This is a genomic window from Marinicellulosiphila megalodicopiae, from assembly GCF_045862395.1.
Lineage (GTDB): Bacteria > Pseudomonadota > Gammaproteobacteria > Pseudomonadales > Natronospirillaceae > Marinicellulosiphila > Marinicellulosiphila megalodicopiae.
This window is the reverse complement of the sequence record NZ_AP023087.1, coordinates 3,550,333-3,565,269: the sequence shown is the minus strand read 5'-3', so window position 1 is coordinate 3,565,269 and position 14,937 is coordinate 3,550,333. Positions and strand designations below refer to the sequence as shown.

The following is a 14,937-nucleotide window of genomic DNA, read 5'->3' as shown; positions in this document are numbered from 1 at the left end:
CGAGACACATTATGACATTAGCAAGTTCTTCTGTTGAAACTCTTGAAACCACTGAAATAGTGGCAAGCTCTCAAGATTTAACGACTCATTCTGACACGATTAAGTCAGGCGAAGGCGTATTAGTGCGCGGTACCGTATTGGCGCGTGAAACTGCGTCGGGGCATTTGGTGCCAGCCGAGAAAGGCGGCGCGGGCGGCATTGGTAATGCGAGTAAAATTTTAACTCACGACATCGATGCAACCAGTGAAGCTATTACCTGCCCTGTTTATAGCGGTGGTGGATTTGACAGTAATTTACTGACTTGGGATGCATCATTTTCAACCGATGCCGACAAATTAACCGCGTTTGATGCGAAGCCAATTAATTTGGTTTTTCGTTAATTCATTCATCTAACAATCACAAAATATAAACCGACATGAGTCGGTTTTTTTATGTCTTTAAAAACTGAGGTACATTTAATGTATACAACTAAAACACTATTAGGTGTGTTAAACCTAAATCTAGCTTTTGAAACCTTCTTTTTAAATATGTTTTTTCGTCAAGAAGCTACGTTTGATACTGAAGAAATTGATTTGGATAAAGTTTTGCCTGATTTATCGGTTGCGCCTTATATTTCGCCTGTTGTTGCAGGTGTGGTGCAAAAAGATAAATCCATGCAAACTTCAAGTTTTAAGCCTGCATACCACAAGCCAATGCATGCAATTGAACCAGATAAACACGTTTATAAGCGTCGACCTGGTGAAGCATTTAATACCCCACAATCAGCGGCGCAACGTGAACAAGCCGCAGTTTCTGATTTGTTAATGTTGCAACGTGATCAAGTAATGCGTGCCTGGGAAAAACAAGCCTCTGAAGCGATCTTGAATGGCGAAGTTATTATTGAAGGTTCCAATTATCCAAAAACACAAGTGTCATATCAGCGTGATAATGAAAACACGATCACTTACACAGGCACTGATAAGTGGGATGATTCAGGTGCTAAGCCATTGGATGCAATGGAAGCCGAAGTCACGGATATGGATTACCCTGCCGATGTGATCGTGATGTCTAAAGAGGCTTGGGCTTTAGTAAAAGCGCGTCACACAGATGCGGAAATTGCGGCACGGTTTGATAAAAATAACGGAGCGGGTATCAGTATTGAACTGGGTATTCAAGCCAGTAAAATTGCTTACAAAGGCATGATGGGTGAAGTGCATGTTTATGTGCATAATGGATTTTACCACGATGAAGCCGGTAACAAACAATACATTATGTCAGGGGCAAAAGTGTTATATGTGAATTCGGTAGCCGTTGGTGGTGTGCGTTGTTTTGGTTCGATTCGCGACCCTAAAGCAGATTACAAAGGGTTTCCTTTATTTCCAAAAACGTTTGAAAAAGACGACCCCGCAGGTAAGTTTTTACAAACACAATCAGCGCCATTAATGGTTGTCGGTAACGCCAACGCCACCCGATTAGTTACTGTTAAGTAATCGAGTTAATCACTAAAAAGCCACCGTAAAACGTGGCTTTTTTTATATCTAATATTTAAATAAAGCAGGTAAAAAAATGACTCAAATCAAAATGATTTTAGTGTGTGTATTAATTGGGTGTATTCGATTCGGCGGTAAACAATATAAAAAAGGCGACGATCCGTTTGAAATGCCAGAAGCAGATGCACTGGATTTAATTGAACGTGGCGTATTGTGCGAAGTCGATGCACGTCAAACATCTCAATCAACCAATGAAGATTCCGAAACATTAAAAGCGATGATTGAAGAGCAGGCAGAAAGGATTAAAACACTTGAAGCGGAAAACGAAAAACAAGCGGATCACATTAAAAAACTTGAAACACCCGCGTTAAAAAGTGAATCAAAAGAAGATCAATTAAAGCGATTGGCAGAAACTGAAAAAGAAGGCGTTTCTGATTTAAATCGTGATGATTTATTAGTGTTAGCCAACGATATTTTAAAATTAAATCGCCCAGTTAATACCGGTGAAGAAAAATTAGTAAAAGCGATCGTTGAAGCATTTATTGAAGCTGAGCAAGCGTAATGTCATGGCCGCCAAGTGAAGACGACACATCTATTGGTGTCGGAATTGAAGCGGCAGACGATGCATTAAAAGCTCAAATTGAAGTGTTTGGCTCTTGGTTTTCTTGGAAGCCAAAAGGCCAAACTGATGAGTTTAGATGCATTGGTATTTTCAAAGAACAAACCGCCACGTTTGATAATGATGGCATCTTTGAACGATACGCCCCATCCATTACTTTGCGTAATTTAGATTGCGTCAACCAATACGGTGAAATTAAAAAAGGCGATCGCTTTACTGATAAAAACAACAAAATGTTTGAAGTTAGAAAAGCGCCAGATATTGGCAGCGATGGTCGAGTTAAATTGATTTTAATGGGTGTCTAAAATAATGAATATCAAACTAACATCAAATATAAAATCAGTTGAAAAAACCCTAAGCGAAATTGAGAAAAAAGTTTTTACGCCTTCCTTAAATGCAAGTATTAATAGGACAGGAGCAAATGTTAAGAAAAAATCGGTTTCGCAAGTTGCAAAAGTTAAGCGTGTTAAGTTGGCGTTGATTAATAAGCGAGGCTTGGTTCGTAAAAGTAATTTTAGGCGTTTGGATTATTCAGTAACTTTTTATAATCGTGATGTGAGTTGGATTGAATTGGGTGCCAAGCGTGTTGGGGTAACTAAGAAAAATCAATTAGGGCGTGGTGTAAAAGCAGGTAAGCGTTATCAATCGAAGGCGTTTTTTGCAAAGGGTAAAGGTGGAAATACACAGGTATTTATGCGTAAAACCCGATCAAGAAACCCGTTGATTGCTTTAAAAGTACCGTTAAATAAAGTATTTAATAATGCTTGGCAAAAACATCAAAGCAGCACTGAAAGTATTGATTTTTTTGATAGATCAATGCAACGCGAAATTGAATATCGTAGTAATAAAATCATAGCGAAACAAAAACAATTATGAAAATAACTGAAATTAGAAAGGCAGTTTTTAATTGTCTTGATGCGTTGCCGCGCACTGATAATTTAAAAGCGGTACGTCATGCGTTGCAAGATGAAATAGATATTGAAGAGTTACCCTATTTTGTTGCAACTGTTGATGGATCGAACATTGAGCCAAAAGAAGATCAGCATTTAGGTAATACAAAAACCGAATATGCTGCGTTAATTCAATTGGTTTATGTCTTACCCTATCAAGATGATCTTATTGAATTACGCGATCAAATCGACACGATGATTATTTTTGGCACAAATGAAATTAAAAATAATCTTGAATTAAATGCGCTTTTAACAGAAAGCATCACAGCCGATCCTAGCTTGATCGAAACCGAATACGAAGGTCGGATCTATTCCGGTACTCGTGATTTATATATCTCTTTTGAGGAATAAAAAATGAAATTAGATGGTTCATTAACAGAATTAACAGTTGCAACCGAAGAAGTTGGATTTGTAACAGAAGTCAGCTTTGAAGAGTCCGCCGAAGTAGTAACAGAAAAATATTTAGGCGGAAATGATGAAGTTGAAGTAAGCGATAAAACCTACACGTTTAGCTCAACGCATACTTTAGATAATGAAGATGTGGGTCAAAACGCAATGGTGGTTGGTGAAACGGTGGATGTGCTTTTATATCCATTTGGTAATACAGCTGGGAAACGCGAAATTTCATTTTCAGCGGTTATCACTAAAAAGCCAATGGCAATAAAGCGCGGTGAAAAAACCAAGCAAACCATTGAGTATCAGGTAAATAATTCAACATTTGTTGACGGTTTGGTGGGTGCATAATGAGCTTAAGAAATCAGATTAAGCAAAAGCGTAGTGAATTAAATAATCGCAGGATGATCACTGTCAAAGAGTGGGGGACGCCTGCTAATCCAGCGCGAATTTATTACCCTGCTATTTCGTTAAAAATTAAGCAGCAAGCGTATAAATTAGCCGAGCATTATGTGCGCATGGAAGATAAAACCGCAGTCATTACAGCGGGTCATCTTGTGATCGCACAGATTATCACTTTATGCGAAGACGAAAACGGCGAGAAACTATTCAGTAAGGGTGAATTTAATGACATGTGTAATGATGATGCGCTTATTTATGAGCGCATTAATAGCATGATCGAATCCCGCTTAGATTTTAGCGAGCTGGTGGAAGAAAAAAAGCCTGTTTAAGTGCTGACCCGACGCGCGAATTATATCTATCGTTCGCGCATCAAATGAACCGATTTGTTAGTGAAATTGAACATATTCCTTTTGAAGAGTTAGCAGAGCACGTGGCGTTTTTAGAACGACAAAAAGAGCGTAAAGAAAATGAGAGTGATTAAACAAGAATACCGTTTGGTGGGAAAAGACGATACAAAAAAATCGTTTAACTCATTTCGCGGTAATATAAAAAAATCCAGTGCGGATATGGGAAAAATGGTCGCTTCAATAGGGGCATTGGTAGGCGCCGCAGGATTTGGTTTATTGATTAAATCTCAATATGAAACGCTTGATGTTACGGCTAAATTATCAGATGCGATAGGCATTCAATCTGAAAAATTAGCGGGGCTGCGTCACGCGGCTAATCAGGCGGCCGGTGTATCTGATGACACGCTTGATGATGCTTTAAAAGAAATGACTATTCGTTTAGGTGAGGCAGAATCTGGTACCGGCGGAGCTATAACTGCGCTAGAAGTACTAGGATTGAAATTTGAAGATTTAAAAAATTTAAGCCCTGATGAGCAATTTTACAAAATATCTGACGCAATTAAATCAGTCGAAGATCCAACGCTAAAAGCGCACGCTGCAAATCAGTTATTTTCAGGCAGTGGAGTAAAATTAATAAACGTCTTTAATCAAGGGTCGGACGGATTACGCAAATATCAAGAGGAGGCGGAGGGTTTAGGGATTGCTTTAAATCGTTTAGATTTAGCAGCAATCGAGAGTGCTAATGACGCTATGGACTTGATTAAAAAACAAGGTATAGGTGTTGCTAATGTGTTCGCTGTGGCTCTTGCTCCTGCTATTACTGCTGTATCAACAGCATGGTTGGAGAATGCAAACTCATCCAGTCAATTTGGATCGATTGCAACAGGTGCTGTTGATGCGGTGGTTGGTGCAGTAGGTTTGCTGGCCGATTCATTTTTTGGATTAAAGCTAATTTTTTACAAAGTTGAGCAATCCCTTTCGTTTTTTGCGGGAAATACACTCAAGATCATTGGTGACATTCAGGCTGAGATTAATGCATTAAGTGGCGAAGATGATAGAGATAGAAAGCTACACGAAAGCGAGTTTTTTCCTGGGCAAGTATTTTCGCAAGAGCAATTGGATCAGTATGCAACGGATCTTGGTGTTGCAAAGAATCAAATTTATAATTTCAACACGTTCTTGTATAAAGAATATGAAAAAATGTATGACAATATGCGTGAAAAAAATAACACGCAATTGGTTGCGGATTCTCTTTTGTCTGTTGCAGAAGAATATAATAATAAATTTGATGCGCTAGTTAACGAGGATCGACCAGGGCAAAAATTAGTTGAGCAATACAAACAAGTTAAGTTAGAGATTGCTAATAATCCAATTTCGATCGATTCACCTGACAGCTTTGATGAGTCTGATTTTTTGGTAAATTTAGATAAAAAAACCAATCTTGAATTAGTATCACAGCAAAGCAAATTAAGTTTGATGTTAAAAAACATCACCGACTTTAATAAAACAGATGAGGAAAAGTTCCAAGAAAGTTGGGATAAAAAACTGGGGATATTAGACGCAAGTTTATTAAACGGATTAATTTCTCAAAAAACTTGGTCCAGTCAAGTTGAAAAAATAACCGAACAACGTCATGCAGCAGAGCGTGCAATGAATGTTGATTATTATCAGGGTTATGCCAGTTTAGTCACTGGTTTTACAAGTCAGATGCAAGGCCAGTCAAAAGAATGGTTCGAGGTGCATAAATATGCAAGCATTGGTTCGGCGCTTATTAATACTTATGAGGCGACAACACTGGCTTATGCAAAATATGGATTGGTCGGTGGTGGACTGGCGTTTGCTGCGGGTATGGCTCAGGTGTCTAGTATATACAATCAAAAGTTCGGTGACACATCAGCGGGAGCAGCACCAACAGGCCTCGCGCCAGAAGTTGATCAAGGTGCACCCGGTCGTGTTTTTGATTTAAATAATCAAAATAATACAACGAATACGAATGTATTCATACAAGGTAGATCTATCGGTCATTTAATTGATGATGTCCGTGTTGAAGTAGGTAAAAGCGGTCAATTAATTATCCCGCCCGGCTCTGCTCAATATCGTAATTTAACAGCGAAGGTGGCGTAGTGGTTATTACATTTGCATACACAGCAACGCATAGCTTGGTAGATGCTGTAGATTATGAGGACTCTGTTTTATTTAATAGTAAAATAGTATCATTACAACCTAAAAAAAACATTCATCGATCCCGTAATTATGGATTAAGTCGAAATATCCGTGTCGATCGCGAATTTTGTATTGATCGACAGTGGCAGTTTGAAAGCCCTAAAGCAGGGCTTGATCCTGGGGAGATTCAAAGTAAACGATCTGAATATTGGCGCATGATGCTTGATACTTTGAGTAACGGCGGTACCGTACAGGTCAGCGGATTGCCCCACACTCAAAATGGCACAATTATGCGTTTAGCAGATGGTTATGATGAAAAAATAACGGACAATAAAAACATTCGATTTAGTTACATATTTACTTTAGAGTATATTGATAATTAATATATTTAAAAAAAGAGGTGTTATGTTCTATCGCGTGTTTATTGTGTTGTTTTTATCATTATTGCTTTTATCTTGTAAGTCCGAGCCCGAGATTGTAAATGCGCATAAAGATAATATCCGAGTTTATGATGTTTCTGTTAAAAAAAGAAATGCAACGAAACAGTCTGACGTTAAAATAATATTCAAAATCGAGAACTTAAGCTCTCAAACAATTAATTTTATTAGATTTACGTTATATTTTAAAAATAATGAAGGTCGCGTCATTTATGAAAAAGATTTTAATCCTCTTGTGGATTTTTTCTCAGCAAAAGCAATTCCAATCAAACCCGGATATATTCATTTAGTTAATGATCCTGGTATCGTTCTGCACAATATACCATCGGAATGGTCAGGCAGTTACAGTTTAGAAATTAAAGAATTTCGCGTCACTGATCTACCCTAGCAAGCAATTTAATTTAAAAAGCCCTGCCCTCTTTTGAGCGCGGGGCTTTTTTTTGCCTTAATTTTTACAAGAGACATTATGCAACATTACAACACTGATTTTTATGGCTTTCATTCATCATCATCCGCAAAACCAAATTTTGTGGCGAAGATTTGGGCAAATACTGCGAGTCCTGTTTATATTTCACTGCGCGATGTAGAGGGGTTAAGTGCGTATTTAATTTTGAATGATTCCATTATTTCGGGTGACGTGGCCGGGCAATCCATTGCTGATGAGTTTTTTGTGACGATCGGTAATGCATCGTTTGAATTTTTAGATGTTGACGGTATTTTCTCGACTCAAATTCGTGAGCATAATGATAATGGTATGGGCATTCGACATGCGCGGGTCGAAATTTATGTGGGCTATGCTGGGTTAGATTTTTCAAAGTATATTTTAAAATCCACTTTAAAAGGCGTCTCGTACAATGCATTAAACGGCAAAGCCACGCTGGGCTTGGCGGATATCAATCGTGCCCTAGATGATCGTCAAATCATGCAGGAGCAGGTAGCATTTTTAGCAAACACTATTAGCGCGGATGCGACATTTATACCTATTAACTTAACGGATTTAAATTACTTTGCGGTGTTTGCGCGCAGTTCAGAATATAAGATTTTTCCAAATCAATCGTGGTCTGTAATACAAATTGAAGATGAGCAGATTATTCACACGGGGTTGCGTCAACATGAAACATTGGGCTGGGGTGTGGATGTTTTGCAAAGGGGCGCGCTAGGTACGCGTAAAGCCGTGCATCAGTATGACGCAACCGCTGAAGATAAAGATCAAAAAACAATTAAAGAAGTGCCGTATTTGTATGCAAGCGCGGGTAAAATGCTTTATATGTTATTGTCAGGTCGTGAGCCCGACGAATTATCAGGCCTGCCTTCGCACTGGTCTGCAAATATGCCAAGCGATGAGTTGCGTTTTAGTGACTTTGAAAATTTGCCCGAGCTTTTGTGGACGCAAGATCGTGCAAAAGGGTTGATGCTGACACTGCATGGTGAGCAGGATGTCAATTTACGCGACTTTATTAATCAGCAAATATTGCCTGTCATGCAATATTTTATGCCTGTTTATAGTAATGGAGAGCTGGGTTTGCGCCCTCGAAAAGCAGTGTTATCCAGCGCAAGCGCAAAAATCACATTTGATATTGATAACATTATTTCAATGGCACCCATTGAATTGCAAACATCAAATATTAAAAATAATTATAAAATTGTCTGGGACAAACATCAGCCCACAAATATCTATCGACAAATTACACAGGTTTATGATGCAGACAGCATTGATAAAAATGGCGAAGTTGAGGCGGAAATTTTAACCTTAAGTTTATTGCGTAATAGCGATGTGGGCGCTCAAACGGTTTTTGAAATTTTTGATGGTATGCGTGATCGTCAAGCAAGCGCCCCGATTACAACGTCGATTGTTGTGCCGATCTGGTATGACACTTTAGAATTGGGCGATGTCGTGCGCATACAATATCCCGATCCAGATCCGTACAAAACAGGTAACATTGATCGGTCGTTTGAAATCACTCAAATCAATCCTGATTTTATCAACGGTACCGTTGAATTTAATTTGCTCGGTGCAACATCAAAAAGCCAAGCGACCTTGCGCACACAGGCGCAGTCCGTGTTGTCCGATGCATATTATACGGCTCAAGGAAATAATTTAACGGATTTTTTAACGATCGTGGATGGCGTGATTACTGAAGATGCGACGCTCGTTGGACTCGACTATATTGGCGGCCTTATTTACTATTATGACGGCAATCTGACATTTCAGTCAGGCGTAACATTGACTATTGAAAATAATGTTGAACTGCGGATTAAAGGGTTTTTTCAGCGAGACGGGCTCATTAACGGAAAAGGGCTTAATAAATTCGATCAAGGTTATTTTGGTACCACTCAAAGCGGCGCGGCAGTGGGGCCATGGACTGCGCTAACTGGGTTGTCGGCAGGCTGGAATAATATTTTAACAACAGAAAGAAATACAAACGAAGGGGTGTCGTCAATACAAAGAACCCCTCTAATCGTGGATGATAACGGCTATTTGCGTCATGGATATACAGTGTTGAGCGGCACTAAGGGCGCAAACGGTGTAGGCGTCGACGCGCGCAGTGTTCAAAACGGAGTGATTACCAAACCAGTGAACGCGATGGCGGAAGCGACAGGTACCGTCCAGCGAGGCGGGGCAGGACTGATGATCACCGCGCGCGGAATGGCGGGTGACGGCCCAATCATTTTGGATGGGGCGGGTTATGATAATGGTGATTTGCAAGCGTCGGGCGCGGGTAACAAACAAAATATTACATTTATCAAAACGTATGAAATATATTCGGGGGATGCTGCACCAGGTATGCCCGGTTGTTTTGTGTACTTTAATGATGGTGCTACACCCTACACACCAGTTGGATCCGCGTTAAGTTGCTATCAGGGTGCGAAAATACCGCAGGGGGCTCGTGAACTTGTTTACCCACATCTTGATTTCGTCAATGATTCTCGGTTAGCGGTAGCAGATACTGAAAACAAAGCGGATTCTGCTCATGTGATGGCGTATGTTCCGGTTCAACAAAATTTGCGCGATACAGATAACTTAGACGCTCAAGATTTGTCGGCGGATATTTCCATTGCTGCAAACTTGCTGCCCAACACGCCCATGACACCCTCTCAGCAATTTTTAACGATAGAGTTTGATTTAACTGGGATTCCAAATAATGTCGATCATTTTTTGCTGTATTTTTATCAATACGACGAAAACGGCGATCAAGTCGACAAAGTTTCGTGGGGTGAGTGTTATAACACGTATACAAAACGCATCTTACACCCAAAAACCAATCATACATTTACTGCCTCATTTTTGCCTATTAGCAAATCAGGCGCAAAAATGTCGCTTATTAGTTTCTACGGCAATATACCTGCCATCACTGAAGATCTGACTAATCCAATTAATGTTGATTCGCCCTATTTAAGCACAACAAAAGACGATGATAGTTATAGGATTTTGGTGTCAGGCATATCAGATAATCACAAAGTTGAAGTGCGTGAAATTGAATACGGTGAAACATGGGAGCAAGGCACAAAGCTGTATTACGGTTATAGTCGCTCGATCGATATTGGGTTTCGTGATGTTGATACGTATTTTTTTAAAGTAAAAGCGATCAATGCCGCGGGTGTTTATAGTAGCGATACAACGACGATTAATGTGTATGTAACTGATGTTCAGGCCCCTGTTGATTTACAGATTAAGCCCGGCTATGAAACTGCAGTTTTAAGTTTTACTCCTGCATCTGATGATCCGTTTCGAGTGGGTCATCGCGTTTATGTGGGCACGTCTTATCCGGTCCCGATTATTGAAGGTAATCTTGCGTATGAAGGGGCGGACACGTCGATCACGATTTCAGAATTGAGCGATAATACGCAATATTATGTAGCGGTTGTGGGTTATCGACGTAATTTGCAGTCCACTTTTTTTGCAGAGTCATCGTTTGTCACTAGCGCGTACAGCAGTATATCCGCAAACATGACGCCGGGGGGGTATTTCAATACGCCCGTATCAAACGGCAGCCAAATTTACACAGGGTCTAAAACATTTCGATCTGGCGCGATTATATTGGATGATTTCAGTACCACTGCATTTTCGATCGATGGTTCAAATGCAACGGGTTTATTCGCGTGGTCGGGTTCGATTGAATTAGGCGAAAATGATTTTCGTACGAACGATTTTGCACCAGGCACCATGAGTGTATTTCACGATACATGCGCATTTAATGATGTGTTGCTGTTAAGGGATTTCACGGGATCAGCAAGCGTCGGGACGTTAATCAATATTGGCGGCAAGTTAAGTTTTAATAGTTTCTTGGCAACTGAAAGTTATGCTGAGAGTTATGCTAATGCGGCGATTGCGACGATAGATGGTGTGAGTGGTGACTTTGATGTGCCAGGTCACATAACAATGCAAGAAGATCATTTTATAAATCGCAGATTTGAAATGATTGAACCTGAGAGCACGCAATATATTCTATTGTGCGTTAACGCTGGAAATAATGACGTTAACGGTCAGATAACACTAGATCGAACATCGGGAAATTATCAGGCGTCCCGTTTAGATGTGCTTGTTTCAAGTGGCTCATCTGCAATGTTCGGTGGTTGTATGTCGTCAGAACAATTGATGCAGTCTAGTGAGAAATATAGTTTAGTTACGCTAACTTATAATTCTGTTAGTTATGTTGCTATAAAATATGTCGGAAATGGGTATCCAGAAACAACGGGTGCATTTTTTACAGGCAGAATAAAAAGCACAGGATTGTCATTGGTTGCTGTATCAACGGGTGTCAGTAATGTTGTTGAGTTAGGTGGTGCAACAAAAGCGAATTTTGGAGTAGATAAATTGTGCGTTAATGAAAACGAAGTTTGGCACAAAGGTATCACAACTGTAGATATTAACGGGTTTGTTAAGGAGCTTTAACATGAGAAAAGCATTTAATTTATACGCAAACGGTGATGTGCGATCAGGTAAAGAATTAATCGAAATAGACAGTATCAATAAAACGGATATTGGCACTTGGGTGATTAATGATTGCTTGGATTTTAATGAAGTGGATTGGCGTTATTCGTTTCCGCAAGAAGATCAGAATATTGTGATTGAGCATGGGTATAATGCAAATGAAAAAACGCTGTCTCTATTTATTAAAAAAGACAGCGTATTGTATGATCCAAGAGGGATAACCGTTGCGGTCAATTATAAAGATACACCGCTTGATCAAGTGGCAAGTGAATCACTTTCCGCTTAACACTCGCTCAATAGCATCATTAAATATCGCACGTGCAAACTGTCGTTTGGATAGATTTGCACCGAGTGCTTTTAATTCTAATGCGCGTTTTTCAAATGCTTTGTCAAATTGATCGGCTTCATCTTGTGTGCCGTGGATGTTGACGTAAGTTTTGGTTTTACTTTCAAATGCAGTCATACCTATACCCTTAAAATTAGACTAATAAGAAATTGAATAATAATAAAATTATTCTTAATCAATAATACATAAAACTGAGTGGAAATAACGTAAATTCTAACTTTTTAACAGTACAATAATTCCTGTTGATTTAATCAGCAGAATTTGCAAAAAAGGTGTACAATCCCGATCCATTTTTAACAGCACAATATTTAAGTACATTTATTAATGTGTACATAGTTGTGTACATAATTGAGATTTTAAGATTAATATATGTCTAAACTTCAAGAAGAAATCAATACTAGAAGAACTTTTGCGATCATTTCCCACCCCGATGCGGGTAAAACCACCATCACTGAAAAAGTATTATTGTTTGGTAACGCCATTCAATCCGCTGGAACAGTAAAAGGTCGCGGTTCAAGTGCGCATGCTAAATCCGATTGGATGGAAATGGAAAAAGAGCGTGGTATTTCTGTTACTACCTCTGTGATGCAGTTTCCTTATCAAGATTGTTTGATCAATCTTTTAGATACCCCAGGTCACGAAGATTTCTCCGAAGATACTTATCGTACGCTTACCGCAGTGGATTCCTGTTTAATGGTAATTGATGCGGCAAAAGGTGTTGAGCAACGTACGATTAAATTAATGGAAGTCACGCGTTTAAGAGATACACCAATTTTAACGTTTATGAATAAATTGGATCGTGATACTAAAGATCCTGTTGAATTAATGGATGAAGTTGAAGAGGTATTAAATATTGCCTGTGCGCCGATTACTTGGCCAATTGGCATGGGTAAAGAGTTTAAAGGGGTTTATAACCTTTATACCGATGAAATTATTTTGTACAAAACCGGTCAAGGCTCAAAAATTCAAGACAAAGTTGTCATTAAAGGCTTAGATTCTGATGAAGCGTCTCAAGTTTTGGGCGCCTATGCCGATGACTTTAGAGATGAAATTGAATTGGTTCGTGGTGCGTCACATGAATTTGATTTAGATATGTTTTTAGCTGGTGAATTAAGTCCTGTATTTTTTGGAACGGCTTTGGGTAACTTTGGTGTCGATCACATGCTAGATGGTTTGGTGAAATGGGCGCCAAAACCACAAGGGCGTGAAGCAGATACCGGTTTAATTGAATCAAATGATCCTGAGTTCACAGGCTTTGTGTTTAAGATTCAAGCGAATATGGATCCAAAGCATCGAGATCGTATTGCGTTTATGCGCATTGTTTCTGGTAAATACGAAAAAGGCATGAAAATGAAACATGCCCGTATAAACAAAGACATTCGTGTTGCCGACGCATTAACGTTTTTAGCTGGTGATCGTTCGGCAATTGAACAGGCGTATGCTGGTGATATTATAGGTTTGCATAATCATGGCACCATTCAAATTGGTGACACGTTTAGTCAAACTAAAGCGATTAAGTTTGGTGGCATACCCAATTTCGCTCCTGAATTGTTTCGTCGCATTCAATTAAAAGATCCATTAAAGATGAAACAATTGCAAAAAGGCTTGATTCAATTATCTGAAGAAGGTGCGGTTCAAGTTTTTCGACCACTGCGTAACAATGATTTGATCGTTGGTGCTGTTGGTATACTACAATTTGATGTAGTGGTGCATAGATTGCGAACGGAATATAAAGTTGAAGCGACCTATGTACCAATAAGCGTGTCTACTGCACGCTGGGTAGATTGTGACGACCAGACAAAACTGTCGGCGTTTCGCACAAAATGCCATGAAAACCTCGCTTTAGATGGTGCTGATAACTTAACGTATATTGCACCAACAATGGTGAATTTATCTTTAGCCCAAGAACGCCACCCTGATGTGACGTTTATGACAACTAGAGAGCAGTAACTTGCTCTCTAAGGAGAGTGATCATGATCATGCTGTCTTGCATTTTAAATGCAGCCTTTAATTTAATTAGTTTTATGATTTGGTATAAAACGGTTAAAGATCGAAAATTAAAAGCCCATGATGCGAAAGGGTATTTTATGATTTTGGTCTTTGTTATTTTGCTGATTGCATTTGCCGTGGGGATTGTGGGTCAGGAGCAAGTAGCGCCAAGTTTGATATTAATTAACACTGCCATTTCATTGGTGTCATTAACGGGTGCATTTGTGTTAATTAAAGATCCAATTGAATATTAATAGTTAATTTTACTTAATTTGCTTTTAGCTACGACTTACATGGATGTAAATCGTTTAATCATCTTGATTGGTGATGTAAACTAGGGTTTTTGTCTACCTGAGTGCTTTATGGATCCTATCTTATTTACCCTGTTGTTTATTTGTTTTTTTGTCGTAATCTATGCCGTTGCGATTTATTTTTATGTTCGATTATTAATTAATAGCCTAGATTTATGCGGTGAAGGAAATCGAAAAATTGAACCTTCATTTGTTTGGATCGAGTTTTTTCCATTTGTAGGGCAAGGCTGGAATATTTTGATTAGTTATCAAATCTGTATTTCACTTCGAGATAAAATCGAAATGCTATCAAACTGGCGTTCTACGACTTTATTGTTTGCATTTGGCCTGTCTCATTCCTTTGTATTAGCTGCAAATATGGTTGCGCTATTTTTCATTCCACAAACTACGGCAATTCTATTTCCATTGGCGATGGGTTTGATGGCTTGCTGGGTATGGCAGTTGATCAGTGTTAATAAATTTATCGCTGCGCAAGGTGAGCAATACTAATGAGTCAGTGAATTTTTTTCATTGGTGATTAAATAAAAAAACCGTTAGAATGCGCGCCATTTTTAACCACATATTAAACCAATTTTAAA

At 39.1% G+C, this 14,937-nt stretch carries 17 protein-coding genes; 16 read left to right on the top strand and 1 reads right to left on the bottom strand.

The window, feature by feature from the left end:
* Positions 1-11 precede the first annotated feature (11 nt).
* The 13 genes from TYM08_RS15215 to TYM08_RS15155 all read left to right on the top strand — a co-directional run bounded on the left by TYM08_RS15215 (position 12) and on the right by TYM08_RS15155 (position 11,999).
* On the top strand, positions 12-380 hold the full coding sequence (locus tag TYM08_RS15215; protein WP_422380002.1) for a head decoration protein: 369 nt from the start codon (positions 12-14) through the stop codon (positions 378-380).
* A 78-nt stretch (positions 381-458) separates the two neighbouring features.
* Positions 459-1,469, top strand: coding sequence for a major capsid protein (locus TYM08_RS15210; protein WP_422380001.1), 1,011 nt, complete (start codon positions 459-461; stop codon positions 1,467-1,469).
* Positions 1,470-1,545: 76 nt separating this feature from the next.
* On the top strand, positions 1,546-2,031 hold the full coding sequence (locus tag TYM08_RS15205) for a hypothetical protein (RefSeq protein ID WP_422380000.1): 486 nt from the start codon (positions 1,546-1,548) through the stop codon (positions 2,029-2,031).
* Positions 2,031-2,393 carry a hypothetical protein gene (locus TYM08_RS15200; protein WP_422379999.1) on the top strand — a complete coding sequence of 121 codons (363 nt, stop codon included), beginning with the start codon at positions 2,031-2,033 and terminating at the stop codon, positions 2,391-2,393. Before TYM08_RS15205 ends, TYM08_RS15200 begins: the two co-directional genes overlap by 1 nt.
* A gap of 4 nt (positions 2,394-2,397) precedes the next feature.
* The gene (locus tag TYM08_RS15195) at positions 2,398-2,964 is read left to right on the top strand and encodes a phage tail protein (RefSeq protein WP_422379998.1); all 567 of its coding nucleotides are present in this window, start codon (positions 2,398-2,400) and stop codon (positions 2,962-2,964) included.
* A complete protein-coding gene (locus tag TYM08_RS15190) occupies positions 2,961-3,389 on the top strand; it encodes a hypothetical protein (RefSeq protein WP_422379997.1) in 429 nt (142 codons plus the stop codon). Before TYM08_RS15195 ends, TYM08_RS15190 begins: the two co-directional genes overlap by 4 nt.
* 3 nt (positions 3,390-3,392) lie before the next feature.
* On the top strand, positions 3,393-3,782 hold the full coding sequence (locus TYM08_RS15185) for a hypothetical protein (protein ID WP_422379996.1): 390 nt from the start codon (positions 3,393-3,395) through the stop codon (positions 3,780-3,782).
* The gene (locus TYM08_RS15180) at positions 3,782-4,162 is read left to right on the top strand and encodes a hypothetical protein (RefSeq protein ID WP_422379995.1); all 381 of its coding nucleotides are present in this window, start codon (positions 3,782-3,784) and stop codon (positions 4,160-4,162) included. Before TYM08_RS15185 ends, TYM08_RS15180 begins: the two co-directional genes overlap by 1 nt.
* A gap of 138 nt (positions 4,163-4,300) precedes the next feature.
* Entirely contained in the window at positions 4,301-6,304 is a 2,004-nt protein-coding gene (locus tag TYM08_RS15175) for a hypothetical protein (protein WP_422379994.1), read from the top strand.
* Positions 6,304-6,726, top strand: a complete 423-nt coding sequence (locus TYM08_RS15170; RefSeq protein ID WP_422379993.1) for a hypothetical protein — start codon at positions 6,304-6,306, stop codon at positions 6,724-6,726. Before TYM08_RS15175 ends, TYM08_RS15170 begins: the two co-directional genes overlap by 1 nt.
* 22 nt (positions 6,727-6,748) lie before the next feature.
* Positions 6,749-7,168 carry a hypothetical protein gene (locus TYM08_RS15165; protein ID WP_422379992.1) on the top strand — a complete coding sequence of 140 codons (420 nt, stop codon included), beginning with the start codon at positions 6,749-6,751 and terminating at the stop codon, positions 7,166-7,168.
* Between the two features lie 78 nt (positions 7,169-7,246).
* Positions 7,247-11,674: a hypothetical protein gene (locus TYM08_RS15160; protein WP_422379991.1), complete on the top strand. Its 4,428-nt coding sequence runs from the start codon at positions 7,247-7,249 to the stop codon at positions 11,672-11,674.
* A 1-nt stretch (position 11,675) separates the two neighbouring features.
* The gene (locus TYM08_RS15155) at positions 11,676-11,999 is read left to right on the top strand and encodes a hypothetical protein (RefSeq protein ID WP_422379990.1); all 324 of its coding nucleotides are present in this window, start codon (positions 11,676-11,678) and stop codon (positions 11,997-11,999) included.
* On the opposite strand, the gene TYM08_RS15150 is transcribed toward TYM08_RS15155, so the two are convergent.
* Complete coding sequence (locus TYM08_RS15150) at positions 11,985-12,176, bottom strand: hypothetical protein (RefSeq protein ID WP_422379989.1); 192 nt, start codon at positions 12,174-12,176, stop codon at positions 11,985-11,987. The genes TYM08_RS15155 and TYM08_RS15150 overlap by 15 nt on opposite strands.
* A 252-nt stretch (positions 12,177-12,428) precedes the next feature.
* Between TYM08_RS15150 and prfC the strand changes: the two genes are divergently transcribed.
* The 3 genes from prfC to TYM08_RS15135 all read left to right on the top strand — a co-directional run bounded on the left by prfC (position 12,429) and on the right by TYM08_RS15135 (position 14,848).
* Entirely contained in the window at positions 12,429-14,009 is a 1,581-nt protein-coding gene (gene prfC, locus TYM08_RS15145) for a peptide chain release factor 3 (protein ID WP_422379988.1), read from the top strand.
* A gap of 23 nt (positions 14,010-14,032) precedes the next feature.
* Positions 14,033-14,302, top strand: a complete 270-nt coding sequence (locus TYM08_RS15140) for a hypothetical protein (protein WP_422379987.1) — start codon at positions 14,033-14,035, stop codon at positions 14,300-14,302.
* Between the two features lie 108 nt (positions 14,303-14,410).
* Positions 14,411-14,848: a hypothetical protein gene (locus TYM08_RS15135; RefSeq protein ID WP_422379986.1), complete on the top strand. Its 438-nt coding sequence runs from the start codon at positions 14,411-14,413 to the stop codon at positions 14,846-14,848.
* The last annotated feature ends 89 nt before the right edge of the window (positions 14,849-14,937 follow it).

Coding starts and splice junctions, on each gene's coding strand:
- TYM08_RS15135 (WP_422379986.1), top strand. CDS start 14,411: ATGGATCCTATCTTATTTACCCTGTTGTTTATTTGTTTTTTTGTCGTA.
- TYM08_RS15160 (WP_422379991.1), top strand. CDS start 7,247: ATGCAACATTACAACACTGATTTTTATGGCTTTCATTCATCATCATCC.
- prfC (WP_422379988.1), top strand. CDS start 12,429: ATGTCTAAACTTCAAGAAGAAATCAATACTAGAAGAACTTTTGCGATC.
- TYM08_RS15185 (WP_422379996.1), top strand. CDS start 3,393: ATGAAATTAGATGGTTCATTAACAGAATTAACAGTTGCAACCGAAGAA.
- TYM08_RS15200 (WP_422379999.1), top strand. CDS start 2,031: ATGTCATGGCCGCCAAGTGAAGACGACACATCTATTGGTGTCGGAATT.
- TYM08_RS15215 (WP_422380002.1), top strand. CDS start 12: ATGACATTAGCAAGTTCTTCTGTTGAAACTCTTGAAACCACTGAAATA.
- TYM08_RS15195 (WP_422379998.1), top strand. CDS start 2,398: ATGAATATCAAACTAACATCAAATATAAAATCAGTTGAAAAAACCCTA.
- TYM08_RS15190 (WP_422379997.1), top strand. CDS start 2,961: ATGAAAATAACTGAAATTAGAAAGGCAGTTTTTAATTGTCTTGATGCG.
- TYM08_RS15140 (WP_422379987.1), top strand. CDS start 14,033: ATGATCATGCTGTCTTGCATTTTAAATGCAGCCTTTAATTTAATTAGT.
- TYM08_RS15210 (WP_422380001.1), top strand. CDS start 459: ATGTATACAACTAAAACACTATTAGGTGTGTTAAACCTAAATCTAGCT.
- TYM08_RS15175 (WP_422379994.1), top strand. CDS start 4,301: ATGAGAGTGATTAAACAAGAATACCGTTTGGTGGGAAAAGACGATACA.
- TYM08_RS15205 (WP_422380000.1), top strand. CDS start 1,546: ATGACTCAAATCAAAATGATTTTAGTGTGTGTATTAATTGGGTGTATT.
- TYM08_RS15155 (WP_422379990.1), top strand. CDS start 11,676: ATGAGAAAAGCATTTAATTTATACGCAAACGGTGATGTGCGATCAGGT.
- TYM08_RS15150 (WP_422379989.1), bottom strand. CDS start 12,176: ATGACTGCATTTGAAAGTAAAACCAAAACTTACGTCAACATCCACGGC.
- TYM08_RS15180 (WP_422379995.1), top strand. CDS start 3,782: ATGAGCTTAAGAAATCAGATTAAGCAAAAGCGTAGTGAATTAAATAAT.
- TYM08_RS15165 (WP_422379992.1), top strand. CDS start 6,749: ATGTTCTATCGCGTGTTTATTGTGTTGTTTTTATCATTATTGCTTTTA.